This window comes from Micromonospora sp. NPDC005806, from assembly GCF_042871425.1.
Taxonomy (GTDB): Bacteria; Actinomycetota; Actinomycetes; order Mycobacteriales; family Micromonosporaceae; genus Micromonospora.
In genome coordinates, this window is sequence record NZ_JBIAIL010000001.1 from 459832 (window position 1) to 483493 (window position 23662).

The window sequence follows — 23662 nt, forward strand, 5'->3', positions numbered from 1 at the left end:
GTGCGGATCAGGGGCTGTTGTCCGCGACCACAACTCCATGATCGGCGGGGCGGAGGGTGGCGGGGGTGAGGTGGGCGGGGGTGAGGGTGTAGGCGTGCAGGAGGAGGAGGGGGGCGGCGGCCAGTAGGGCGGGGAGGAGGGTGAAGCCGAGCAGGACGCCGAGCCGGGCGGTTGCCGGCTGGGTGGCCGCCACGCCGGTCGACGACGAGACGTAGCCGGAGAGCTGGAGGACCAGGCCGTAGCTGCCGGGGCCGAGGGCGAGGCCGAAGGTCTCCCCGGCGGTCCACAGCCCGGTGAACACGCCGGCCTGCCGCCGGCCCGTACGCGCGGTGTCGTAGGCGATGCAGTCGGCCAGCATGGCGAGGGCGAAGACCTGCTGGCCGGCGTACCCGACGCCGATCAGCGCGACCACGGCGTACACCCCGGCGGGCGGCAGCACGGGGGCCGCGACCAGGACCAGCGCGCCGGCCGCGAAGAGCAGCGACGCGACGACCAGCGCGGCCCGCTTGCCCAGCCGCGCGCCCACCCGGGTCCAGAGCGGCATGACCAGCAGGGCCGGCGCGACGAAGCAGGCGAACAGCAGGGTCGGCCCGGCGTCCGGGGCGTGCAGCACCTGGTCGGCGAAGTACTTCACCCCGGCCAGCACGGTCGCCACCCCGGCGGACTGCACCACGAAGCAGACCAGCAGGGCCCGGAACGGCCGGTTGCGGCCGGCGACGGCGAGCTGGGCGCGGAGGCTGGGCTCGCTCTCCCCCACCGCGCCGGTCGGTGCCGAGCGGGTGCCGAGGAAGACGCCGATCACGCCGGCGACGATCAGTGCGGCGACGAAGAGGCCCATCCAGCGGTGCCCCGGCACGCCGTCGCCGCCGGCGGTCACCACCGCCGGAGCCACCGCGCCGGAGACCAGGATGGCCAGCGCCAGCACCGCGATCCGCCAGCTCATCAGCCGGGTACGCTCCGCCGGGTCGTCGGTCAACTCGGCGGGCATCGCCACGTACGGCACCTGGAAGAAGGCGAACGCGGTCGCCGTGGCCAGGAACGCCACCGCCACGTACGCTCCGGCGGCCGGACCGGCCCCGAACGGCGCGGCGAAGATCGAGGCGAAGAGCACGGCCAGCGCGAGCCCACCGCCGAGCAGGTAGGGCCGGCGGGCACCCCAGCGGGACCGGGTCCGGTCGGAGATTCGCCCGGCCACCGGATTGACCAGCACGTCCCACGCCTTGGGCAGGAGCACCAGCAGGGCGGCCACGCCGGCCGCGACGCCCAGCGTGTCGGTGAGGTAGGGCAGCAGGAGCAGCCCGGGCACGGTCCCGAACGCCCCGGTGACCAGCGAGCCCACCGCGTACCCGACGTGCACCCGGCGGGGCAGCCGCCCGATGGGCTCCGCCCCTGTCCCCCTCATGGCGCCGAATGTTACTCACGTTATGGTCCGGGTCACATCCCCTCCCCCGGCGACCAGGCAGCCGCCATGTCCACCCCGGACGGCCGCAACGGGCAGCCCTCGGCCCGCAGCCGGGCCCGTGCCTCCACCTCGTGCCCGGGTGGCAGCCGGCCCGCCGAGTTCACCACCCGGTGCCAGGGCACCCCGCCCCCGTGCCGGGCCATGATCGAGCCGACCAGCCGGGCCGAGGCGCGCCCCGAGCGCTCGGCGAGCGCGTCGGCCACCGCCCCGTATGACATCACCCGGCCCGGCGGGATCCGCTCGACCAGGTCGAGCACTGCCTCGACGTACTCATCAGGCGTCATGACCGGCCACGATATGGGAACGCACCGAGGTCCGCGGGACCCCGGCGCGCAGAATGGTCGGGTGCGCGAAGCAGTCACCTCGGCCCGCCGGATCGTCGTCAAGATCGGTTCGTCCTCGCTGACCACCGCGGCGGGCGGCCTGGACGACACCCGGGTCGATGCGCTGGTCGACACGCTCGGCACGCTGGCCGGCGACGGCCGCGAGGTGGTGCTGGTGTCCTCCGGCGCGATCGCCGCCGGCCTCGCCCCGCTCGGGCTGGCCCGGCGCCCACGCGACCTGGCCGCCCAGCAGGCCGCCGCAAGCGTCGGGCAGGGCCTGCTCATCGGCCGCTACGCGACCAGCTTCGCCCGGCACGGCCTGACCGTCGGCCAGGTGCTGCTCACCGTCGACGACGTGACCCGGCGGGCGCACTACCGCAACGCCTACCGGACGCTGCGCAAGCTGCTCGACCTGCGGGCGGTGCCGATCGTCAACGAGAACGACACGGTGGCCACCGAGGAGATCCGGTTCGGCGACAACGACCGGCTGGCCGCGCTGGTCGCCGCGCTGGTCCAGGCCGACCTGCTGGTGCTGCTGTCGGACGTGGACGCGCTCTGGACCGGCGACCCGACCCGGCCCGGCAGCACCCGGATCGCCGAGGTGCACGGCGACGGCGACCTGGCCGGCGTCGACGTCGGCGGCGCGGGCCGGGCCGGGGTGGGCACCGGCGGCATGGTGACCAAGGTCGAGGCGGCCCGGATCGCCACCGGCTTCGGCATCCCGGTGGTGCTGACCGCCGCGCCGCTGGCCGCCGGGGCCGTCGTGGGCGAGCCGATCGGCACGTTCTTCCACCCCAGCAGCCGGCGTCCCGCCGCCCGGCTGTTCTGGCTGGCCCACGCCACCGCGCCCCGCGGCCGGCTGCATCTCGACCCGGGCGCGGTGCAGGCGGTGGTGGGCCGGCGCAAGTCCCTGCTCCCGGCCGGCATCACCGCCGTGGACGGCGCGTTCACCGCCGGCGATCCGGTCGACCTGGTCGACACCGAGGGCGCGCCGGTCGCCCGGGGGCTGGTCAACTACGACGCGGTGGAGCTGCCCGGGCTGCTCGGCCGCTCCACCTCGGAACTCGCCGCGGCCCTCGGCCCGGCCTACGAACGAGAGGTCGTCCACCGCGACGACCTGGTGCTGCTGTAAGCAGGGGCTCCTTCTCAACGCCTCGCGTTGTACCGGGCGCCCCTCCTGACAACCCAAGGAGTACGGAATGAGCGTCGTCGAGCAGGCCCGACGGGCCCGGGACGCGGCGGAGGCCCTCGCGGTCGCCACCCGTACCGTCAAGGACGCCGCGCTGGTCGCGATGGCCGACGCGCTGGTGGCGCGTACCCCGGAGATCCTGGCCGCGAACGCGACGGACCTGACGGCCGGGCGCGAGGCCGGGCTGACCGCGGCCGTGCTGGACCGGTTGGCCCTCGACGCGGGCCGGGTGGCCGGCATCGCGGACGCGCTGCGCCAGATGGCCGCGCTGCCCGACCCGGTCGGTGCGGTGGTCCGCGGCTCGACCCTGCCGAACGGGCTGGAGCTGCGGCAGGTCCGGGTGCCGTTCGGGGTGGTCGGCATCATCTACGAGGCCCGCCCGAACGTGACGGTCGACGCCGCCGGGATCTGCCTGAAGTCCGGCAACGCGGCGCTGCTGCGCGGCTCCTCCTCGGCCGCGCACTCCAACGCGGCCCTGGTCGCGGTGCTCCGGGACGCGGTCGCCGGAGCCGGCCTGCCGGCCGACGCGGTGCAGCTCCTCGACGCCGGCTCCCGCGACTCGGTCAAGGAGCTGATGCGCGCCCGGGGCCTGGTCGACGTGCTGATCCCGCGCGGCGGCGCGTCGCTGATCCGGACCGTGGTCGAGGAGTCGACCGTGCCGGTGATCGAGACCGGGGTGGGCAACTGCCACATCTACGTGGACGCCGCCGCCGACGTCGCCAAGGCGGTGGCCATCACCCTCAACGCCAAGACCCAGCGCCTCTCCACCTGCAACACCGCCGAGTCGCTGCTGGTCCACACCGCGATCGCGGACGCCTTCCTGCCGGCGGTGCTGGCCGCCTTCGCCGACGCCGGGGTGACCGTGCACGGCGACGCGCGGGTGGCCGCGTGCTCCGACGCGGTCGTGCCGGCCACCGAGGAGGACTTCGCCACCGAGTACCTCTCGGCCGACATCTCCGTCGCCGTGGTCGACTCGCTCGACGCGGCGGTCGCGCACATCCGGCGGTACGGCTCCGGCCACACCGAGGCGATCGTCACCGACGCGCAATCGGCGGCGCGGGAGTTCGTGGCCCGGGTGGACGCGGCGGCGGTGATGGTGAACGCCTCCACCCGGTTCACCGACGGGGGCGAGTTCGGCTTCGGCGCGGAGATCGGCATCTCCACCCAGAAGCTGCACGCCCGCGGCCCGATGGGGCTGCCCGAGCTGACCAGCACCAAGTACGTGGTCACCGGCGACGGCCACCTGCGGTGACCCGGCCGGACCCGGCAGCCGGCCGATGCCCGGCGGGGCCGCCGCTCAGCTGGCGGGTGCGGCCGGCTCCGGCGGCGCGGACTCCGGTGGCGGGCCGGCGGGCTTCGGCCGCGGCAGCGGCACGACCGGTGGCAGCAGCGACTGCGCCAGCGGCTCGACCTCCACTGGCGGCTCGACCACCCATGGGGTGAAGGGGGACGCCGGCGCGGCGACATCCGCCGGTGGCACCGGCCCGACGGGCGACGGCAGGGCCGACGACGCCGGGGCCTCGACCTCCGGTGCCCGGCGCGGCGACGGCAGCGCGGCCGGCTGCGACGACCGGAACGGCGCACCGGAGACGGGGGCCTCGGGCGTGGTCGGGCGGCAGGCGCGGATCGCGCGCAGCGTGGTGTGCACGTCGAACTGGTGGCCGTCGTCGCTGTCCCAACCGCCGTCGCTGCGCTGGGTCTCGGCGAGCCGCTTGCGCGCCGAGACCAGCAGCCACTGCTCCTCGCCCACGTCGACCCGACGCAGCGTGGCGGCGAGCCAGGCCACGTCGGCCGGGGACATCTGCGGGATCCGCTCGGCCAGCACCGCCTGGATCCGCGCCGACTCGTAGTACATCTGCTGGCGGTGCAGCACGCCCGCCGCCAGCCAGCCGGCGGGGAGGAAGGACGGCCAGCTCCCGTCGGGCGCGAGCGAGGCGGCGAGCGCCTGCGCCGCCGCCTGCACCACCCCGGCGTACGCGCCGCCGACCCGGTGGTCCAGCGGCCCGGCGGCGCGGGCGTCCAGCCCGGCCACGGTCAGCCAGAACCCGGCGTTGGCGGTCAGGAAGAGGCGGGCCTCCGGGTCGCCCGGCGTGGCCCACTCGGGAGCGAACCCGGCCAGCGACGGGTCCTCGTCCCAGCCGCCGTCGGGGAGCTGCCGGACGGCCAGCCAGTCCAGGGCGTGCCGGGCGGCCGGACGGCCCAGCCCCCCGAGGTCGTCCAGCTCGGCCAGGCGGAAGCAGGTCGCGTCGACCGAGGCGACCTCGCCGTCGAGCACGGCGGGCCAGCCGCCGCCGGGTGCCTGCCCGGCCTCTGCCGAGTCGAGCAGCTCGGCCGGCACCGGAGCGCCGGTGCGCAGCCGCGACAGACGGGCGCGGTCCACCGCGTCCCCATGAGCCACGACGAACCCGATCGCGGCGTCCAAATCGACCACGGCGGCAACGCTACCTGTGCAAACGTGGCTCCGCCTCGGCAGCTCGGCCAGGGGTGGCCTGGCCCACCGGTGGGTACGCGCAGGGCCCGTCCGGCACCGGACGGGCCCTGGCGGACGGACTCAGTACGCGGGCAGCGACGGGTCGATCTGCTTCACCCAGGAGAGCACCCCGCCCTGCACGTGCACGGCGTCCTTGAAGCCGGCCGCCTTCAGCGCGGCGAGCGCCTCGGCGGACCGGACGCCGGACTTGCAGTGCAGCACGATCTGCTTGTCCTGCGGGAGCGTCGCCAGCGCCTCGCCGGAGATGATCTCGCCCTTGGGGATCAGGGTCGAGCCGGGGATGCGGACGATCTCGTACTCGGCGGGCTCGCGGACGTCGACCAGGAAGATGTCCTTGCCGGCGTCCTGCCACTCCTTCAGCTCCAGCGCGGTGATGGTCGCGTCGACCACCGCCTCCTGCGCCTCGACGGAGACCGCGCCGCAGAAGTCCTCGTAGTCCTCCAGCAGGTCGGTGACCGTCGGGTTCTCGCCGCAGAGCACGCAGTCCGGGTCCTTGCGTACCTTGATCTTGCGGTAGCTCATCTCCAGGGCGTCGTAGACCATCAGCCGGCCGACCAGCGGCTCGCCGATGCCCGTGAGCAGCTTGATCGCCTCGTTGACCTGGATCGACCCGATGGACGCGCAGAGCACGCCCAGCACCCCGCCCTCGGCGCAGGACGGCACCATGCCGGGCGGCGGGGGCTCTGGGTAGAGGCAGCGGTAGCAGGGGCCGTGCTCGGCCCAGAACACCGACGCCTGGCCGTCGAACCGGTAGATCGAGCCCCAGACGTACGGCTTGCCGAGCAGGACCGCCGCGTCGTTGACCATGTAGCGGGTGGCGAAGTTGTCGGTGCCGTCGACGATCAGGTCGTACCGGGAGAAGATCTCCTTGACGTTCTCCCGGTCCAGCGCGGTGTTGTGGATCTCCACGTTGACCAGCGGGTTGATCTCGCGGATCGAGGCGGCGGCCGACCCGGCCTTGGACCGCCCCACGTCGGAGACGCCGTGGATGATCTGCCGCTGGAGGTTGGACTCGTCGACGGTGTCGAAGTCGATGATGCCGAGCGTGCCGACACCGGCGGCGGCGAGATACATCAGGGCCGGCGAGCCGAGACCGCCGGCGCCGACGCAGAGCACCCGGGCGTTCTTCAGCCGCTTCTGCCCCTCGACCCCGACGTCGGGGATGATGAGGTGGCGGGAGTAGCGACGGATCTCGTCTACGGTCAGCTCGGCGGCGGGCTCGACGAGCGGGGGCAACGACACGGTGGACTCCCCGGGATCGGCGGTGGGACCGCGCCATTGTCGCTCGTTCAGGTAGGGATCGGCCATGACGGGGGACACCCGGCCCGACATACGGGAGCGGGAATAATTCAGAGGCCCTCGATGGGTTCCCCCTCGTAGCGGGCCCCGTCCACGTACGGCCAGGCGTTGGCGACGCACCCGTCCAGCCCGTACGTCTGCTGCTGCATCACCGGGGCCGGCTGGCCGGGCCCGGGGCAGGCCTGGTGCAGCTCGCCGAGTTCGTGCCCGACCTCGTGGTTGATCACGTACGTCCGGTAGACCTCGAGCGGGGCCCCGTAGTCCGGCACCCCCTCCATCCAGCGCGCCAGATTGATGATCACCCGGCCGGGCACCCGGCAGGAGGTGTACCGCTCGGTGATCAGGCCGCCCTCGGCGCACATCCGTTCCGAGGTGGCCGCCGTGGCCAGGTAGATGGTGAAGTCGGCGGCGGCCGCCTCGGTCACCCGCTGCACCCGCAGCTCACCGGAGGCGATCCAGCTCCGCCGGTCGCCGAGCACCGCGTCGACGGTGGCGGCGAACGCGTCGGCGTCCTGGCCGGAGTCCTGCTCGACCTCCACCCGGTAGCGGTGCAGCGGGCCGTCGTACCCCCGCACGGACGAGCGGCCGTCCGCCGCGGCGAAGCTTCCGGAGCCCTCGGTCGGGTAGGCGGTCGCCCCCTCGTGGACGCCGGCGCCGAGGCCGTTCGCCAGCCGGGCGTTGCCGGCGCCCACTGCGGCCGGGTCGCCGGGCCGGCGAACCAGCTCGGTCAGGCCGACCGCGCCGCCCAGCGCCAGCAGGGCGACCAGCAGCAGGACGGTACGGCGCCGCCGGCGCCGCATCCGGCGCAGACCGGGGCGGACGGGTGCGGCGGGGCGGGGGTGGTCCGGCGGACGGTCGAAGTCGAGCCGGCCGGGGCGGGAGGCCCGGGTCGAGGGCGTCCCGGTTTCGGCAGGCGGGTCGGAAGGGGACGACGACGTCATGACATCAGCGTGCCACGCAATCCGGGCATTAAGCCGCTTTTGCCCTTTGTTTCGCGAAAAAGCTTCTCATTGCCACGATCAGGTCGTTCAGACGGACGGGCCGACGTACCGCCTGCCGTTCAGGAACGGCCACGGGTTCGGCCGGCAGGCGTCGAGGAAGAGGGTCTGCTGCTGCATCACCGGCGCCGGGCGCCCCGCCCCCGGGCAGCCCTCGTGATGCTGCCCCAGCTGGTGCCCCACCTCGTGGTTGACCACGTAGAGCCGGTACGCGTCCAGCGGCATCCCCGCCGCGACCAGATGCGGTGCCGAGGTACGCCAGCGGTCCAGGTTGATGATCACCTTGCCGGACACCCGGCAGGACGTGAACGGCACCCGACCCTTGCGGATGTCGATGCCGCCGCGCCGGCACAGGCGGGCGGCGGTGTCCCGGGTGGCCAGGTAGATGGTGAAGTCGTACCGGGCACCCGGGGCGACCCGCTGCAACCGCAGCCGGCCACCGTCCACCCAGCTCCCCGGCCCGGCGAGCGCACGTTGCACGGCGTCGCCGAAGGCGTGGACGTCCTCGTCGGAGCCGTTCTCCACGGCCACCCGGAACCGGCGCGGCGTCCCCGCCCGGCCCAGCACAAGGCCCGTTCGGTCGTCGTACGCGAAGCTGCCCCGGCCGTGCGCGGGCACCGGGCCCGGCAGGGCCAGCACCGGCGCAGGCGTGACCGGGCTCGGCGACAGCGACGGTGACGCCGGGACGGACGGCGAAGCGGACGGCGACGGCGAGGTGGGGGACGGCTCGGCCGGGCGGACCCCCGACCCGTCACTGACCAGCAGCTCAGCCCCGGCGGACGGCCGTTGCGCCGCCACCCCGACGCCGATGCCGGCGGTGCCCAGGAACGCGAGCACCACCACCAGGGAACGCCAACGGTGGGCGGGCGGGCGACCGGCGGGGACGGACCGCGCGGCGGCGCCACGCCGGCGGGAGGAAGCGGGCATCCGGCTCAGCCTGCCATGTCACGACGTCGGGCGCTGGCTTCCGTGCCGGCGAGCGGCCCGTGTCGCCGGGCGTCGGCGAGCAGAGCCAGCACCGCCCGGGCCACGGTACGGGGCACCTCCAGCTGGGCGACGTGCCCGACCCCGTCGAGCATCAACAGCCGGCTGTCCGCGATCACCCGGGCGGCCTGCGGCGCCACCCGGACGTCGACGAGCCGGTCCGCACGTCCCCCGATCACCAGCGTGGGCGCGCGCACCGTCGCGGCCAGCCGCCACAGCGAGCCCGCCCCCGGCAGGTACGACCGCAGGAAGCTGGAGACCAGACCGCGGAAGGTCCGGAGGTACGCGGCGGCGTAGTGGGACGCCTCGTAGCGGATCCGGATCTCCTCGACCGCCTCCAGCCGGCGCTGCTCGCTGATCCGGGTCAGGTCGGCGATGCACGCCTCCAGCACCTGCTGGGCCATCATCTCCGGGGCGAGCTGGGTCAGCCGCCAGGCGGCCAGCCGCTCGCCCCGGGGGATCGCCAGCAGCGGCAGCATCCGCCCCTGCAACGAACGCCGGAAGTCCAGGAACGGCAGCGCCGGCGAGATCAGGGTCAGGGTGCGGACCAGGTCCGGACGCAGGGCCGCCACCCGGACGGAGATCGCACCGCCCAGCGAGTTGCCGAACAGGTGCACCGGTCCCCGGTCGCTCTGCTCGATCCAGCGGACCACCCGGTCGGCGAAGGCCGGGATCGTGTACCGCCGGCCGGGCTCGCTGCGACCGAAGCCGGGCAGGTCGATGGCCTGCCCGTCGAGCCGGTCGGCGAGCAGGCCGGCCAGGTCCGTCCAGTTCTGCGCCGACCCGCCGAGGCCGTGCACGTAGAGCGCCGGTTCGGCGTCCGCGCCGGTGGCCGGGGTGTCCCGGACGTACGTGACCGTGCCGTCGAGGCGTACCTCCCGGCCGGGCCAGGGCGGTGGGACGTGATGCGCGGGCAGGTGGTGGTCCGGCCAGAGGGAGGCGGGCTTCATGACCTCAATCTTCCCCGCAGCACCGCCACCCCACACCGACTCCCGGTCAGGCCAGCAGGGCCTCCAGCCGGCGGTTCACCGCCGCCAGAGTCGCCCGGACCACGGCCTGCCGGGGATCCCCGGCGACCAGCGCCGAGCCGGCCAGCTGCTCCACCCAGCCGTCGCAGACCAGCAGCACCACCACGGTGGCCACCTCGCAGTTGCCGAACGGCACCACGGCGGCGTGCTCGACGAAGCACCGCCCCCGCTCCCCCGCAGGGGCCGCGCGGCCGAGCAGCTCGTCCACCGCCGCCGCGGCGGCCACCGCGCACAGCCGCAGCACGTACCCGTCGACGGCCGGGCCGGTGGCGTGGCCCTCCGCCGTCCGGTCCCCGGCGATCAGGCGCACCTCCACAGTGGCGTCGAGGCCGAAGGTGCTCACCTGGACGTGGTCGATCACCACCCGGGGCCCGGGCGCGGCGCCGGGGTCCAGCGGTCGCGAGGGCGCGGTCTCCGTCGTGGTCATCTGCCCGCCGGAGTACGACGTGCCGAGCGTCGCCGGACTGCCGGTGGCCGCACCGGTCGGGGCGGCCGCCAGCGACGACTCCTCCACCGCCGCCCGGCCCCGGTGGGTCGCGCCCTGCCGGCGCCGACGCGGCGGCTCGCCGCTCGGCTCCGGACGCTCGGCCGGCGCCTCGGCGGGTCGGCCACCGCGCGCCTCGGGCGCGGCGAAGCGGCTCTCCCCGGCGCGGTTCTCCGCGGGCCATTCCTCGGTGGACCGGCCCGGGCGGGCCGCGGCCGGCCCCTCGTCGGCCGGCCGGGGCTCGGCGGCGGGGCGCTGCGGGGCCGACCGGCGGCGGACCGGGGGCGGCGGGGTGGCCGGCGCGCCGGCCAGGTTCCGCGGGGCGGCGGCCAGCCCCATCCGCTCCTGGAGCAGGCGGGCCACCATCCGGCTCACCTCGGCCGGGTCCGCGCCGTCGGCCAGGTCGAGCCGGAGGCTGTGCGCGCCGGCCTGGGTGCGGCGCAGCGCGGCGTCCCGGACGCCGGCCACCTCGCGGACGGCGTCGAGGATGGCGTTGACGTCGAAGCCTTCGGGGCGCTCGCGCAGCGGCGCGGGCTCGTCGTCGCGACGCAGGTGGGTGGCGATGCGGGCGAGTTCCGGGGTCTCGGCGGGCGGTTCCACGGCTGGCGGCTCCGGCACGACGGGCACGTCCGGTTCGGCGGGGACGCGCTGCGGCAGCACCGCCGGGGCGGACTCCGCCGCCCGGGTGTCGGCGACCGGCTCGGCCGCCGGCACCGGTTCGGGGGCGGACCGGCGGGCCGCGTAGGGGGGCGCGCTCGTCGGAACGGGCGTGGGGGTGCGGTCGAAACGGGGCATCCCGCTCGTCGCGGGGGCGGGGCCGGCAAGGGTCGGCGGCTCGGCGGCGGGCTCCTGCGCCGCGCTCCGCGGCCGGTACGCCGTGCCGTCGCGCTCCTCGGCCCGGCGGACGCCACCGGCGGGGGCGTAGCCGGCGGACGGCGGCGGGTATCCGGCAGGCGGGGCGGTGGCGGGGGCCTCGCGGGGGACCGGCGGGGCACTGGTCGGGGCGGCATGCGGCGGCGCGCTGAACGGGCTCACCGGGGCGGGCGGCCCGGCCCAGGAGGGCCGCTCGGGCAGCTCCCGGGCCGCCGGCTCGGGCACCGGGCGCGGCTCGTCGGTCCGGGGCACCTCGTACGGTCGGGTCGGCTCGGCGCGGGCCGGCTCGTACGCCGGGTTCCGCTCGGCGCGGGACGGCTCGTACCCCGGGTTCCGCTCGGCGCGCTCCGGCTCGTGCGGCCGCACCGGCTCGGCCCGCGGCGGCTCGTACGCCGGGGTCTGCTCGGCCCGCGGCGGCTGGTAGGTCGGGGCCTGCTCGGCCCGCGGCGGCTGGTAGGTCGGGGTCTGCTCGGCCCGCCGCGGCTCGTAGGCCGGGGGCTGCTCGGCGCGCACCGGCTCGGGCGGCCGCACCGGCTGCACCGGCTCGGGGGGCCGCGCTGGCTCGGGCGCCCACTCGACGGCCCGCTCGTCGCGGGCCCGGCGGCCGACCGGCCCGTCCTCCCGGCCCGGCGCCTGGTCCTCGGCGGCCCAGCGGCCCGTCTGCTCGTCCAGCGCCCGGGCGCCGGCCGGGAGATCAGCCTCGGCGGCGGCGCGACGACCGGCCGGCTCCGGCTCGGCGGCGGCCCGGCGACCGGCGGCCCCGTCCTCCCGGGCCCACGCCGGTGCCCAGGCAGCATCCCAGCTCGGCCGGTTCCCGTTCGGGCCGGGCCACTCCGGTTCCTCGGCCGACGCCGCCCGGCGCTCGTCCGCCGCGCCGGTGCGCCGGTCGTCGGCGGAGGCCCGCGGCTCCTCGGCCGGAACGCGACGCTCCTCGGCCGGAACGCGACGCTCCTCGGCCGGGGCAGGGCCGGCGGGGGGCGCGGACGCCGGGCGGTCGGCCCAGCCGCGGGAGAGCGACGGTGACTCGGCCGGCGACCCGTCCGCGAACTGGTCGGCCCAGCCGCGGGAGAGGGACGGAGGCTGCTCGGCGGTCGGGGCGTGGAATCCGGGCGGCACCTCGAAGCCGGAGGCGGCGGCGCCCACCGGCGGCACCTGGAGGGCCGGCGGCGCGGACGACGGGACAGCGCCCTCCGCCCAGCGGGGCGTCCGCCCGGTCGGCGGCTCGTCGGAGGCGTGCCGGGCCGGCTCGGGCTCCGCGTCGGCGGTCGGCTGCTCCACCGCGGGCGCCGGCCGCTGGGCCGGTACGACCAGCCGGTCGCCGTCGGTCTCCCGGCGCGGCTCGTCAGCGGGCGGGGCACTCACCGGCGCCTGGCGGGTCACGGGCGGCTCCTCCCCGGCGTGGTGCACGCCGTTGACATGTCGGCCGTTGACCCGGGCCGACGACTCCTCGACCAGCCCTGGTAGCGGGGCCGGAAGATCGCCGTAGCGGGGTGATGAGGCACCCCAGCCGGTGGTGAGGTCGGGCCGGGGCCAGCCGCCGGGCGCCTGGGCGCCCCGGGCCGAACCGTTCGCCGGGGGTGCCCACCCGCTGCCGGTGCGGGCCAGGTCGTCCTGTCGACCCGTCCCGTCGCCGTGCTCTCCCGGGGTGGCGGCTCCGGGTTGCCCTGTTTCACTCACCGCGCGCTCCTTGGTCGCCCCCGCTGAGGCTACCGTGTGGTGACAGTGGCGATAAGTTACAGCGGCGGGCCAATTCCGGGACGGGTTCACGAGCCCCGACCGGTTCGGGTGATTAAGTGCCGGCTCGTATGAAGAAACTCGGAGGTTCCCATGACCGCTGTGGGGAACGGTGCGCAGACCGCCGGTCGGCCCACCCGCCTGCCCCGCTCGGCGCGGCGCAAGCAGCTGCTCGCGGCCGCCCAGGAGGTGTTCGTCGCGCACGGCTACCACGCCGCTGCGATGGACGACATCGCCGAGCGCGCGGGCGTCTCCAAGCCCGTGCTCTACCAGCACTTCCCGGGCAAGATGGAGCTCTACCTGGCGCTGCTGGACACGCACTGCGACGCCATCGTGGCCAAGGTGCACGACGCGATGCGCGGCACCAACGACAACAAGGAGCGGGTCAGCGCCTCGGTGCGCGCGTACTTCGACTTCGTCGACCACGAGAGCGAGGCGTTCCGGCTGGTCTTCGAGTCGGACCTGCGCAACGACCCGGCCGTCCGGCAGCGGGTGGAGCGGGTCGAGCAGGGCTGCATCGCGGCGATAACCGACACCATCATCTCGGACACCGGCGTGAGCCGGGCGCACGCCGAGCTGCTCGCCTCCGGCCTGGTCGGGGCGGCGGAGACGGCCGCACAGTTCTGGCTGGCGGGGGGCCGGCAGGTGCCCAAGGCGGAGGCCGAGGCGCTGGTCGCGGCCCTCTCCTGGCGCGGGATCGCCAGCTTCCCGCTGCAAGGTGAGTCAGCCTGAACATCGGCCCGTCAGATCGGATAGCCTTCTCACGGCGGTACTTTCGCCCCAGTTGAGGAGGCACAGTGGAGGTCAAGATCGGCGTGCAGTACGCGCCGCGGGAGCTGGTCCTGGAGAGCGCGCAGTCGCCGGCCGAGATCGAGCAGATCGTGACCGACGCCGTCGCCAAGGGTGAGGGCACCCTCTCCCTGACCGACGAAAAGGGCCGGCGGGTCATCGTGCCGGTCGGCAAGGTCGCCTACGTCGAGATCGCGGAGGCCGCGCCCCGCGCGGTCGGGTTCACCGTCCGCTGATTCCCTGCCGGGTCGCCGTGGCGGGGCACCCGCCACGGCACCTCAGTTGTTCAGTCCCGCCGCGGTCATCCGGGCGGTGTGCGCGTCGGTCAGCCGGCGGAACAGCGCCGGCACGTCCACGCCCTCCCGGCGGGCGATCAGCGCGGTGAGCGCGCCCCGGTCGGCGACGGCCACCCGCCCGGCCTGCGAGAGCGCCTCCCCGAGGAGTCGTCGGGCCCACATGGAGAGCCGATTGGCCACCCGGGGGTCGGCGTCGATGGCCGCCCGGATCTCGGCGGCGGCGAACTCGGCGTACCGCGAGTCGTGCAGGACGTCCAGGATGAGCTGACGGTCGGGCCCGTCGAGCCCGTCGGCGATCTCCCGCAGGAAGTCGTCGGTGATCGCGTCCCCCACGTACGCCTTGGTCACCGCCTCCAGCCAGTCCTTCGGCTCGGTCGAGTCGTGGTACGCCTCCAGCGCCTCGGCGTACGGGGCCATGGCCTCGTCCGGTGTCACGCCCAGGGCGGTGATCCGGTCGGCGATCCACCGGTAGTGCGCGATCTCGGCGGCGGCCATCTCGCACAGCGCGGCGCGGCGGCGCAGGTCGGGGGCGAGGCGGGCGTCGGCGGCGAGCCGGTCGAAGGCGAGCAGTTCGCCGTACGCGACGACGCCGAGCAGGTCGGCCACGGCGATATCGGGGGCGGACACCAGGGCAGGCTACCGCCCCGATGATCTGTGGTCCAGATCACACCGATCACCCCCGGGCGCCGGCCGGTCACCCGGAATGAGGACTGCCGAGGGGTGGTTCAGGTAGGATGAGACAGTTGCCGTGGGCGCCGAACCGACCAGCAGAGCTGGTCACCGCCGGTCCCCCGGCGCGCGTGCGGCCCGGTCCGGCTCGGCGTACCGCCCCAGACCGTGTGGCCCGCGCCATACCGATCGCGCCCTGAGGACATGAGGGGCGCACCACGAGAGGGCACCCCCACATCCAGATGAGTGAGCAGACTCAAGGCCAGCCGCTGGCCGCCACCGCTCCGGTCCGTCCGGAGGCTCCCACCTTCGCCGCGCTCGGCGCCCGCCAGGAGACCGTTGAGGCCCTGGCCGCCGCCGGCATCACCCGCGCCTTCGCCATCCAGGAGTACGCGCTGCCGATCGCGCTGCGCGGCGTCGACCTGATCGGCCAGGCGCCGACCGGCACCGGCAAGACCCTCGGCTTCGGCATCCCGCTGCTGGAGCGGGTCTTCGCCCCCGCCGAGGGCGGCGACGGCGTGCCCCAGGCACTGGTCGTCGTGCCGACCCGTGAGCTGGGCCTCCAGGTCGCCAAGGACCTGGACGCCGCCGGCCGCACCCGCGGCGTGCGCGTGCTGCCGATCTACGGCGGCGTGGCGTACGAGCCGCAGATCGAGGCGCTGCGCAAGGGCGTCGAGATCCTGGTCGGCACCCCGGGCCGGCTGCTGGACCTGGCCAAGCAGAAGCACCTGCGGCTCGACCGGGTGCACGCGCTGGTGCTCGACGAGGCCGACCGGATGCTCGACCTGGGCTTCCTGGACGACGTCGAGAAGATCCTCGCCATGCTGCCGGAGGACCGGCAGACGATGCTCTTCTCGGCCACCATGCCGGACCCGATCGTCGCGCTGTCCCGGCGCTTCCTGCGCCACCCGATCACCATCCACGCTGGGCACACCGCCGAGACCGGCCCGAACCCGCAGACCAAGCAGCTGGCCTACCGCACCCACTCGCTCAACAAGATCGAGATCGTGGCGCGGATCCTCCAGGCGGAGGGGCGGGGTCTGACCATGGTCTTCACCCGCACCAAGCGGGCCGCCGACCGGGTCGCCGAGGACCTCGACTTCCGCGGCTTCGCGGTCGCCGCCGTGCACGGCGACCTGGGCCAGGGCGCCCGGGAGCGGGCGCTGCGGGCGTTCCGGGCCGGCAAGATCGACACTCTGGTCGCCACCGACGTGGCCGCCCGCGGCATCGACGTCACCGGCGTCACCCACGTCATCAACTACGACTGCCCCGAGGACCAGGACACCTACACGCACCGGATCGGCCGCACCGGCCGGGCCGGGGCGACCGGTGTCGCGGTGACCTTCGTCGACTGGGACGACGTCCCGCGCTGGCGGATCATCGACAAGACCCTGGGCCTCGACATGCCGGAGCCGCCGGAGACCTACCACACCTCCGCGCACCTCTACACCGACCTGGACATCTCCCGGGAGATCACCGGCACTCTGCCGACCGCCGAGCGCACCCGCGCCGGGCTGTCCGCCGAGGCCGAGGAGGACCTGGGCGGTGGCCGGTCGCGGCGGGGCGAGCGCGGCGCGCGGCGTGGTGAGGGCCGGGGCCGGGAGCGCGGCCGTGGTCGCGGAGGCGACACCGGCGCGGCGCCCGAGGGCGAGGCCACCGAGGCGTCCGCCGAGGAAGGCACCCGTACCCCGCGCCGCCGGCGTCGCCGGCGCGCCGGTGAGGCGGTGGCCGCCGAGCCCACTGCGGTGATCTCCGCCGAGGACGGCCCCGCGCCGGCCGCGGCCGCCGCCGAGGGCGAGTCGGTGCCCAAGCCCCGCCGCCGCCGGCGTCGTCGTGGTGGCGGTGGATCGGGCGCCGGTACGCCGGCCGAGGCGACCGCCGACTGACCCTGCGAGACCTATGACATCCCCCGTGCCGCCTCCGGCGCGGGGGATGTCGTCTGTCCCCGACTCCGACAGGCACATCGGAGACCTCGCCCGACTGCCGGCCCCGGCGGGGCGAACGGCCCAGAAGCGCACGGCCGGCCCGGCACGGAGCCGGAGGCCGGGAAGGATGATGGAGCGATGCCGGAACCGTTGGACGCCGCCCTCACCGAGGTCCGGGCGCTGCTGCTCGACCCCGCCCTGACCCGGGCGGTCGCCGCCGGCCGGCGGCGCGGACAGCGCCCCACGATGGTCCGGGCCGAGCTGCGCCCGGTCACCCTCAAGGCCGGCCCCCGGCTGCAGATCTCCACCTCCGACGGCGCCCGGCCCTACACCCGGAACGTGGCGCCGGGCACGGAGGCCGACGCGGCGGTCGACGCGTTGCTCGCCGAGCCGTTCGGCAACTGGCACGTGGAGACGGCCGATACCACGCTCCAGCTCCGGGTGACCAAGTCCGGCGAGGCGCAGGTGCACCGGGCGGCGGCGAGCCGTCCCGAGCCGGAGCCGGGCGGCCATGACCGGGCCAAGGACTGGCTGCTCGACCCGGGCGACCCGATCTTCGCCGAGATCGGCGGCTCGGCGGCCAAGCGCCGCCAGGTCGACGCGTTCCTGCGCGCGCTGGCGGCCACCCTGCCGGAGGACCTGACCGGGCCGCTGCGCGTGGTCGACCTGGGCTGCGGCAACGCGTACCTGACCTTCGCGGCGTACCGGTTCCTGACCCGGCGCGGGCTGGACGTCGAGCTGGTCGGGGTGGACGTCCGGGAGGACCAGCGCCGGCGCAACACCGAACTGGCCGAGCGGCTGGGCTGGGCCGACCGGGTGCGCTTCGTGGCCGGCACCATCGCCGACGCGGTGGTCGAGCCGGCCCCCGACCTGGTGCTGGCGCTGCACGCCTGCGACACCGCCACCGACGAGGCGCTGGCCCGGGCCGTCCGGTGGGATGCCCGCTGGGTGCTCGCCGCCCCGTGCTGCCACCACGACGTGGCGGCCCAGCTGCGCGCCCGGCCGGCGCCCGCGCCGTACGACCTGCTCACCCGGCAGGGGATCCTGCGCGAACGGTTCGCGGACGTGCTGACCGACGCGCTGCGGGCCGGCCTGCTCCGGCTGCACGGGTACCGGGCCGAGGTGGTGGAGTTCGTCGACTCCCGGCACACCCCGCGCAACCTGCTGATCCGGGCCCGGCGGACCGGGAGCGCGCCGACCGACGACCAGCGCGCCGAATACCGGGAGTTGGTCGGCCAGTGGGATGTCACGCCCCGGCTGGCGACGCTGCTCACCGAGGCCGGCTGAGAGTCCCGGCCACGGGACCTTCCGGCCGATCAGTCAGTTGTTTCCGGTCCCCGGCGTACTACCCTCGATGCGCAGAGTCGGGTGCTCCGGCGGGAAAGGGAAGCCCCAGAGGAATGGGTTCCGCAGAGGTTTCGCCGCAGATGGCCTTCGCGCGCTTCGTCCGGCGCGCGATCGACGATGCCCGCGAAGCGCGCGGCTGGACGGTGACCGACCTGGCCACGCACACCGGCGTGGGGCGGTCCACCGTGTTCCGCTGGCTGGCCGGCGACTGGCAGGACTACCCCGAGCTGGCCAAGGTGCGCGGCTTCTGCGCGGCCCTCGACCTGCCGGTGGCGGCCGCGTTCCGGGCCCTCGGCCTGCCCGACGCCGGCCCGGTCCCCCGGCGCCGCGGCGAGGACGCCCCGGTGGAGGCGGACGTCCGGGTGATCCTGGAACGGCTGGCCGACCCGAGCGTGCCCGCGGAGGAGAAGCATCACATCCGCGACCTGCTCCGCTACCTGGCCCGCCGTCCGGTCCGCCGGGCCGGCTGACGGCTCAGGCGACCGTCAGGCTGAACGCGGCGTTGCGCACCACGCCGCCGACCTGGAAGTCGAGGAACATCCGGTAGCGACCCGGTCCGGGCGCGGTCATCCAGAACGTCACGGTGCCCGGTTCGGCTTGCGGCCCGGGGTGCACGTGCAGGTAGCCGAGGTCCCCCTCGCGCAGCGCGACCAGGTGGCCGTACGAGCCGAGGTAGGGCTCCAGCGGGGCGGCCGCAGCACCGGACCGGACGATGAACCGCACCGGCACCGTCTCCCCCGCCTTCGGCGTGCCCTCGTAGCCGACGGTGAACCCGTCGACCGTGGTCGAGGTGGCCGGGGCCGGCAGCGGCCGGGGCGCGTACGGGCCGGGCGCGGCCAGGTCGGCGCCGAGCGTGACCGCGGTCTGCCGGCCGTCGTCGGCCACTGCGGTGAAGTCGGCGTACATCCGCCAGGCGCCGGCCTGTGGCAGGGTCAGCGGCACCGACCAGGTGCCGTCGGCGGCCATGGTCGGGTGCAGGTGCTGGAAGCCGGTGAGGTCGCGGCGCACCACGATCAGGTGCATCGGCTTGTCGTGCACGACCGCGAACCGGGTGACCGGCCGTCGCCGCTCGTCCCTGATCTGGAACCGCAGCTGCCCGGCCCGGCCGGTGGGGAACTCCACCGTCGACGGGGCCAACGTGTAGCCGCCCGAGCTGATCGAGAGGCCGCCCGCGTCGGCGCCGCCCGCCTGGGCGACGTCGGCCCCGCCGTGCGAGTGCGCGCCGGTGCCCGCCGGGTGGGTGTGCCCCGCGGTCGCCGGGACGCCGGCCGAGGCGGCGGTCGGCGGCGGGTTCAGCCGGCCCAGGCCGAAGCCGAGCAGCACGGCGAGCACCAGCCCGCCCACCACCAGGGCGAGCCGCAGCGTGCTCCGGTCCACCCCGACCGGGGCGGCGGGGCCGGCGGGCAGCTCCGTGGCGACGGGCGGCGACTCAGGCAATGCCGCCCGCCAGCTCATAGCCCGCCTCGTCGACGGCGGCCCGGACGGACTCGACCGGCAGCGGCTCGGCGCTGGTGACCGTGGCCGTGCCGCCAGCCAGGTCGATCCGGACCTCCTCGACCCCGGGCACGGCGGAAAGTTCCGCGGAGACCGCCCGCACGCAGTGCTCGCAGGTCATCCCGGTGACGGCATACGTCTGGACGACGGATCGCTGCTCGGTCATGCGACCACGGTACCGGCGACCGGAGTGCCGGCCCGCGGACGGTCCGTGACGGTGGCGACGCTCGCACTCCGGCCCGGCCGGGAACTTTTCCCGGCCGCCCGACGACGGATCAGCCGGCGACCGCGAGGGCCAGCGGCAGCACCTCCGGGGCGCCGGCCCGGCGCAGCAGCCGGGCCACCATGGTCATCGTCCAGCCCGAGTCGACCAGGTCGTCGACGAGCAGCACCGGCCCGTCCAGGCCGGCCAGGGCGTCGGCCAGTTCACCGGGCACGGCGAAGGCGTCGTGCAGGGCGCGTACCCGTTGGGCGCTGTTGCCGCGCGGCCCGCCGCCCGCCGACGGACCGGTCGGCACGACCCGGCCGAGCAGCGGCAGCCGGCCCACCGCGGCGATCCGCTCGGCGAGCGAGCCGACCAGCGCCGGGTGGGTGCGGGAACCGACGGCGACCACCCCGACCGGTCGCCGCGGCCACGGATCGTCGCCGTGCGCCCACGCCTTCAACACGTCGACCACCGCCGCCGCCACGTCGTCGGGGACCGGGGCGTTCGCCGCGTCCGGCCCGACCAGGCCGCGCAGCCGCCCGCCCCAGCCCAGGTCGGAGAGGCGACCCACGGCCCGCCCGGGCAGCGCCTGCTCCGCTGGGGGGATCCGCCCCTTCAGGGGTACGCCCACCGCCTCCAGGCCGGTCGGCCAGAGCTTCTTCGGGGCGACCTCCACGCCGGGGCGGCCGAGGAAGGTCTGCGCGGCGGTGAGCGCGGCGGCGGAGACCTCGGGACCGAACAGCGGGCCGGCGCAGGTGTCGCAGCGACCGCAGTCGGCCGCTCCGGCGTCGTCCAGGCATTCCCGCAGGTAGCGCATCCGGCAACCGGACGTGGCCGCGTACTCCCGCATGGCCTGCTGCTCGGCGGTGCGGGCCTGGGCGACGCGGCGCAACCGGGCCTCGTCGTAGACCCACGGCTCGCCGGTCGCGAGCCAGCCCCCGCGGACCCGGCGGACCGCGCCGTCGACGTCGAGCACCTTGAGCATCAGCTCCAGCCGGGCCCGGCGCAGGTCGACCACCGGTTCGAGGGCCTGGGTGGAGATCGGCCGGTCGGTGTCCAGCGCGGCGAGCACCGCCCGGACCTGCTCCTCGGGCGGGAAGGCGAGCGAGGCGAAGTAGCGCCAGATCGCGGCGTCCTCGACGCCGGGGAGCAGCAGCACCTCGGCGTGCTCGACGGCCCGGCCGGCGCGACCGACCTGCTGGTAGTAGGCGATCGGGGACGGCGGCGCGCCGAGATGCACCACGAAGCCGAGGTCGGGCTTGTCGAAGCCCATGCCGAGGGCGCTGGTGGCGACCAGCGCCTTGATCTTGTTGTCGAGCAGGTCCTGCTCGGCCGCGCGCCGGTCGGCGTCCTCGGCCTGCCCGGTGTAGGAGGCCACCGACCAGCCCCGCGAGCGCAGGAACTCCGCCGTCTCGCCGGCCGCCGCGACGGTCAGCGTGTAGATGATCCCGGAGCCGGGGAGCCGGTCCAGGTGGTCGGCGAGCCAGGCCAGCCGGTGCGCCGGGCTGGGCAGGTCGAGTACGCCGAGCCGCAGCGACTCCCGGTCGAGGGTGCCGCGCAGCACCAGTGCGTCGCCCAGCTGCTCGGCGACGTCCTGGGTGACCCGGGCGTTGGCGGTGGCCGTGGTGGCGAGCACCGGCGTCCGCTCCCGCAGGTTGCCGAGGAAGGTACGCAACCGGCGGTAGTCCGGCCGGAAGTCGTGCCCCCAGTCGGAGACGCAGTGCGCCTCGTCCACCACCAGTAGCCCGGTGGTGGCGGCCAGCTTGGGCAGCACGCCGTCCCGGAAGTCCGGGTTGTTGAGGCGTTCCGGGCTGATCAGCAGCACGTCCACCGCCCCGGCGTGGATCTCGGCGGTGATCTCGTCCCACTCGTCGAGGTTGGCCGAGTTGATGGTGCGGGCCCGGATGCCGGCCCGGGCCGCCGACTCGACCTGGTTGCGCATCAACGCCAGCAGCGGCGAGACGATCACCGTGGGGCCGTGCTCCCCGCGTTCCCGCAGCAGCGCGGTGGCGACGAAGTAGACCGCCGACTTGCCCCACCCGGTGCGCTGCACGCAGAGCACCCGGCGCCGGTCCACCACCAGCGCCTCGATGGCCCGCCACTGGTCCTCGCGGAGCCGGGCGTGGTCACCCGCCAGCCGCCGCAGCACCGCCTCGGCCCGCTCCCGTACGGCCACCCGATCCTCGCTCATCCGGCATTTCTACCAGCGTCCGCCGGGATCGGCTCAGGCCCACGGCGGCAGGAAGACGAGGATCTCGCGCAGGGCGTCGGTCGCCGTCGGCGGCAGCATGCAGCGCGCCGCCAGGTCCTCCATCGAGGTGTACGGGCCCCGCAGCCAGCGATCCATGATCAGCTGCTGGTACTGGGGCGTGGTCAGCCCGGGCAGCGTCCCGATCACCGACCCGGATACCGCGTTGATATCGATCAGCCCGCCGTCGTCGAAGGTCCGGGGCAGGTCGGGGCGGCCGATGCGGAGTTCGAACCGGGCGGCCGGGTGGTGGTGCAGCAGGAAGCGGGCCTGCTCCCGCAGCAGCCGGCGATCCTCGGCCCGCCGGTCCCGTCGGCCGGTGACCACCGCCCAGACGCCGCGGTTGAGCAGGAGGACGTGCAGGGCGCCGCCGATCCAGGCGATGATCAGCCCGAGCAGGGAGAGCATCTCCAGGTCCGTCGCCTCCGCCTCCGAGTCGAGGTCGGCGAAGGCCCAGACGAAACCGACGACCAGGCCCAGGTACCAGATCGCGGCCAGGGCGGTACGCCAACTGCGCCGCCAGGCCGCGTAGACCGCCAGCACCAGCCAGGTCAGGAAGCCGAAGGTGAGGACCGTGGCGACCAGGCCGAGGACCGTGCCGGTGATGCTCAGCCAGCGCGGGGCCCGGCGCGGGCGGAGGCGGGCGGCCACCGGCGGCGGGAAGACCGGCGGCGCCCCGTACGCCGGGGGCAGGCCCGGCGGCACGGACTGGTCCGGGGTCACCGACGACGACGCGGTGGGGACCGGTGCCTCGGCGGGGGCCGGCGCGGCGGCCGGAACCGGCGTTCGGGCCGGCGCCGGGATGGCGGCGACGGGGCCCGACCCGGTGCCGCCCGCCACGGTCCCGGTCGGGCCCGTCCGGGCGGGCCCGGGTGACTGGGTCGGGAGTTCCGTCGCGGGATGCAGAGTCGAGTCGGAGCGCAGGATCCGACCGTGCAGCTCCTGGAGCACCTCGCCCGGCTCGATGCCGTACTCCTCGCGGAGCAGCCTGGCGAACTCCCGATAGGCCGCGAGCGCCTCCGCCTGCCGGCCGCTGCGGTAGAGCGCCAGCATGAGCTGGTGCCGCAGCCGTTCCCGGACCGGGAACTCGGCCACCAGCTCGACCAGCTCGCCCACCAGCTCGCGGTGCCGCCCACTCGCCAGCGCCAGCTCGGCGCGGGTCTCCAGGGCGACGGCGCGCAGCTCCACCAGCCGGTGCCGGGCGGTCTCGAAGTACGGCCCGGCGAACCCGGTGAACGGCTCGCCCTGCCACAGCTCCACGGCGCCCGTGACCTCGGCCAGCGCCTCGTCGGTGCGGCCCTCGGCGTGCCGCTGCCGGGCCCGGTGCACGCCGCGCTCGAAGCGGACCGCGTCGAGCGCCTCCGGCGGGATCCGCAGCAGGTACCCGGCGTCGGTGAGGGTCAGCACCTGCCCGGGGGTACGCGGGGACCGGTCGGGTTCGAGCACCCGGCGCAGCCCGGCGACGTACTTCTGCACGACGTTGGGGCCGTTCGCGGGCGGATCCTCCGGCCAGACCGCGTCGACGATCTGTCCAGTCGGCACCGGACGGCCGGCGGAGAGCAGCAGCACGGCCAGCACCGCGCGCTGCTTGCCGGGGCCGAGGTCGAGGGGGCGGTCGGCGTACCAGGCCTGCTGGGGACCGAGGACCTCGAACCGCAGCTGCGAAGGTGCCGGCGGGCTCGTGCCGGCCGGGCCGCCCGGCGGCACCTTCGTTCCTGACATGCGCGTTTCCGCTCCTGACACCCCCGGCGGGCCGGGCGGCAGTGCCCGGCAGCCGGACCGCAGCATATCGGCAGCCGAACCGCCGTGGCGGACCGCAGCATC

General features: G+C 75.6%; 19 protein-coding genes and 1 pseudogene. 7 read left to right on the forward strand and 13 right to left on the reverse strand.

What is annotated here, in order from left to right:
• Positions 1-7 precede the first annotated feature (7 nt).
• Both ACFYOS_RS02275 and ACFYOS_RS02280 read right to left on the reverse strand, forming a co-directional pair.
• A complete protein-coding gene (locus ACFYOS_RS02275; protein WP_387135073.1) occupies positions 8-1402 on the reverse strand; it encodes an MFS transporter in 1395 nt (464 codons plus the stop codon).
• A 32-nt stretch (positions 1403-1434) separates the two neighbouring features.
• A complete protein-coding gene (locus ACFYOS_RS02280; protein WP_387135076.1) occupies positions 1435-1746 on the reverse strand; it encodes an MGMT family protein in 312 nt (103 codons plus the stop codon).
• A gap of 61 nt (positions 1747-1807) precedes the next feature.
• Here ACFYOS_RS02280 and proB point away from each other — a divergent pair, with 61 nt between their 5' ends.
• Together proB and ACFYOS_RS02290 are read left to right on the forward strand one after the other, a co-directional pair.
• Positions 1808-2917 carry a glutamate 5-kinase gene (gene proB, locus ACFYOS_RS02285; protein WP_387135078.1) on the forward strand — a complete coding sequence of 370 codons (1110 nt, stop codon included), beginning with the start codon at positions 1808-1810 and terminating at the stop codon, positions 2915-2917.
• 67 nt (positions 2918-2984) lie between these two features.
• The gene (locus ACFYOS_RS02290) at positions 2985-4226 is read left to right on the forward strand and encodes a glutamate-5-semialdehyde dehydrogenase (RefSeq protein WP_387135080.1); all 1242 of its coding nucleotides are present in this window, start codon (positions 2985-2987) and stop codon (positions 4224-4226) included.
• Positions 4227-4586: 360 nt separating this feature from the next.
• Here the strand turns inward: ACFYOS_RS02290 and ACFYOS_RS02295 are convergent.
• From ACFYOS_RS02295 to ACFYOS_RS02320, 6 genes and pseudogenes are all read right to left on the reverse strand, one after another.
• Positions 4587-5456 (reverse strand): annotated as a pseudogene (locus tag ACFYOS_RS02295) (hypothetical protein); the annotation flags it as partial.
• A gap of 69 nt (positions 5457-5525) precedes the next feature.
• Positions 5526-6773: an adenylyltransferase/sulfurtransferase MoeZ gene (moeZ, locus tag ACFYOS_RS02300; RefSeq protein WP_387135083.1), complete on the reverse strand. Its 1248-nt coding sequence runs from the start codon at positions 6771-6773 to the stop codon at positions 5526-5528.
• Between the two features lie 41 nt (positions 6774-6814).
• Positions 6815-7705 carry a DUF3152 domain-containing protein gene (locus ACFYOS_RS02305; protein WP_387135085.1) on the reverse strand — a complete coding sequence of 297 codons (891 nt, stop codon included), beginning with the start codon at positions 7703-7705 and terminating at the stop codon, positions 6815-6817.
• A gap of 87 nt (positions 7706-7792) precedes the next feature.
• Positions 7793-8689 carry a DUF3152 domain-containing protein gene (locus ACFYOS_RS02310; protein WP_387135087.1) on the reverse strand — a complete coding sequence of 299 codons (897 nt, stop codon included), beginning with the start codon at positions 8687-8689 and terminating at the stop codon, positions 7793-7795.
• A gap of 5 nt (positions 8690-8694) precedes the next feature.
• Positions 8695-9696 (reverse strand): alpha/beta fold hydrolase, encoded by a 1002-nt coding sequence (locus ACFYOS_RS02315; protein WP_387135089.1) that lies wholly within the window; start codon positions 9694-9696, stop codon positions 8695-8697.
• Between the two features lie 46 nt (positions 9697-9742).
• Positions 9743-12808: a hypothetical protein gene (locus ACFYOS_RS02320; protein WP_387135091.1), complete on the reverse strand. Its 3066-nt coding sequence runs from the start codon at positions 12806-12808 to the stop codon at positions 9743-9745.
• Positions 12809-12958: 150 nt separating this feature from the next.
• On the opposite strand from ACFYOS_RS02320, the gene ACFYOS_RS02325 reads away from it, so the two are divergent.
• Together ACFYOS_RS02325 and ACFYOS_RS02330 are read left to right on the forward strand one after the other, a co-directional pair.
• A complete protein-coding gene (locus ACFYOS_RS02325; RefSeq protein WP_387135093.1) occupies positions 12959-13597 on the forward strand; it encodes a TetR/AcrR family transcriptional regulator in 639 nt (212 codons plus the stop codon).
• Between the two features lie 65 nt (positions 13598-13662).
• Complete coding sequence (locus ACFYOS_RS02330; RefSeq protein ID WP_302771394.1) at positions 13663-13890, forward strand: DUF3107 domain-containing protein; 228 nt, start codon at positions 13663-13665, stop codon at positions 13888-13890.
• 42 nt (positions 13891-13932) lie between these two features.
• Here the strand turns inward: ACFYOS_RS02330 and ACFYOS_RS02335 are convergent, their stop codons facing one another.
• Positions 13933-14577, reverse strand: a complete 645-nt coding sequence (locus ACFYOS_RS02335) for a ferritin-like fold-containing protein (RefSeq protein WP_387135097.1) — start codon at positions 14575-14577, stop codon at positions 13933-13935.
• Between the two features lie 284 nt (positions 14578-14861).
• Here ACFYOS_RS02335 and ACFYOS_RS02340 point away from each other — a divergent pair, with 284 nt between their 5' ends.
• From ACFYOS_RS02340 to ACFYOS_RS02350, 3 genes are all read left to right on the forward strand, one after another.
• On the forward strand, positions 14862-16505 hold the full coding sequence (locus tag ACFYOS_RS02340; protein ID WP_387135099.1) for a DEAD/DEAH box helicase: 1644 nt from the start codon (positions 14862-14864) through the stop codon (positions 16503-16505).
• Positions 16506-16682: 177 nt separating this feature from the next.
• Positions 16683-17831, forward strand: coding sequence for a class I SAM-dependent methyltransferase (locus tag ACFYOS_RS02345; protein WP_387135102.1), 1149 nt, complete (start codon positions 16683-16685; stop codon positions 17829-17831).
• A gap of 113 nt (positions 17832-17944) precedes the next feature.
• Positions 17945-18361, forward strand: a complete 417-nt coding sequence (locus tag ACFYOS_RS02350; protein WP_387135105.1) for a helix-turn-helix domain-containing protein — start codon at positions 17945-17947, stop codon at positions 18359-18361.
• A 4-nt stretch (positions 18362-18365) separates the two neighbouring features.
• On the opposite strand, the gene ACFYOS_RS02355 is transcribed toward ACFYOS_RS02350, so the two are convergent.
• From ACFYOS_RS02355 to ACFYOS_RS02370, 4 genes are all read right to left on the reverse strand, one after another.
• Positions 18366-19346: a hypothetical protein gene (locus ACFYOS_RS02355; RefSeq protein WP_387135108.1), complete on the reverse strand. Its 981-nt coding sequence runs from the start codon at positions 19344-19346 to the stop codon at positions 18366-18368.
• The gene (locus tag ACFYOS_RS02360; RefSeq protein WP_387135111.1) at positions 19321-19551 is read right to left on the reverse strand and encodes a heavy-metal-associated domain-containing protein; all 231 of its coding nucleotides are present in this window, start codon (positions 19549-19551) and stop codon (positions 19321-19323) included. Before ACFYOS_RS02360 ends, ACFYOS_RS02355 begins: the two co-directional genes overlap by 26 nt.
• Before the next feature lie 109 nt (positions 19552-19660).
• Complete coding sequence (locus tag ACFYOS_RS02365) at positions 19661-21781, reverse strand: DEAD/DEAH box helicase (protein WP_387135114.1); 2121 nt, start codon at positions 21779-21781, stop codon at positions 19661-19663.
• Between the two features lie 33 nt (positions 21782-21814).
• Positions 21815-23560 (reverse strand): BTAD domain-containing putative transcriptional regulator, encoded by a 1746-nt coding sequence (locus tag ACFYOS_RS02370; protein ID WP_387135116.1) that lies wholly within the window; start codon positions 23558-23560, stop codon positions 21815-21817.
• Positions 23561-23662: the final 102 nt, after the last annotated feature.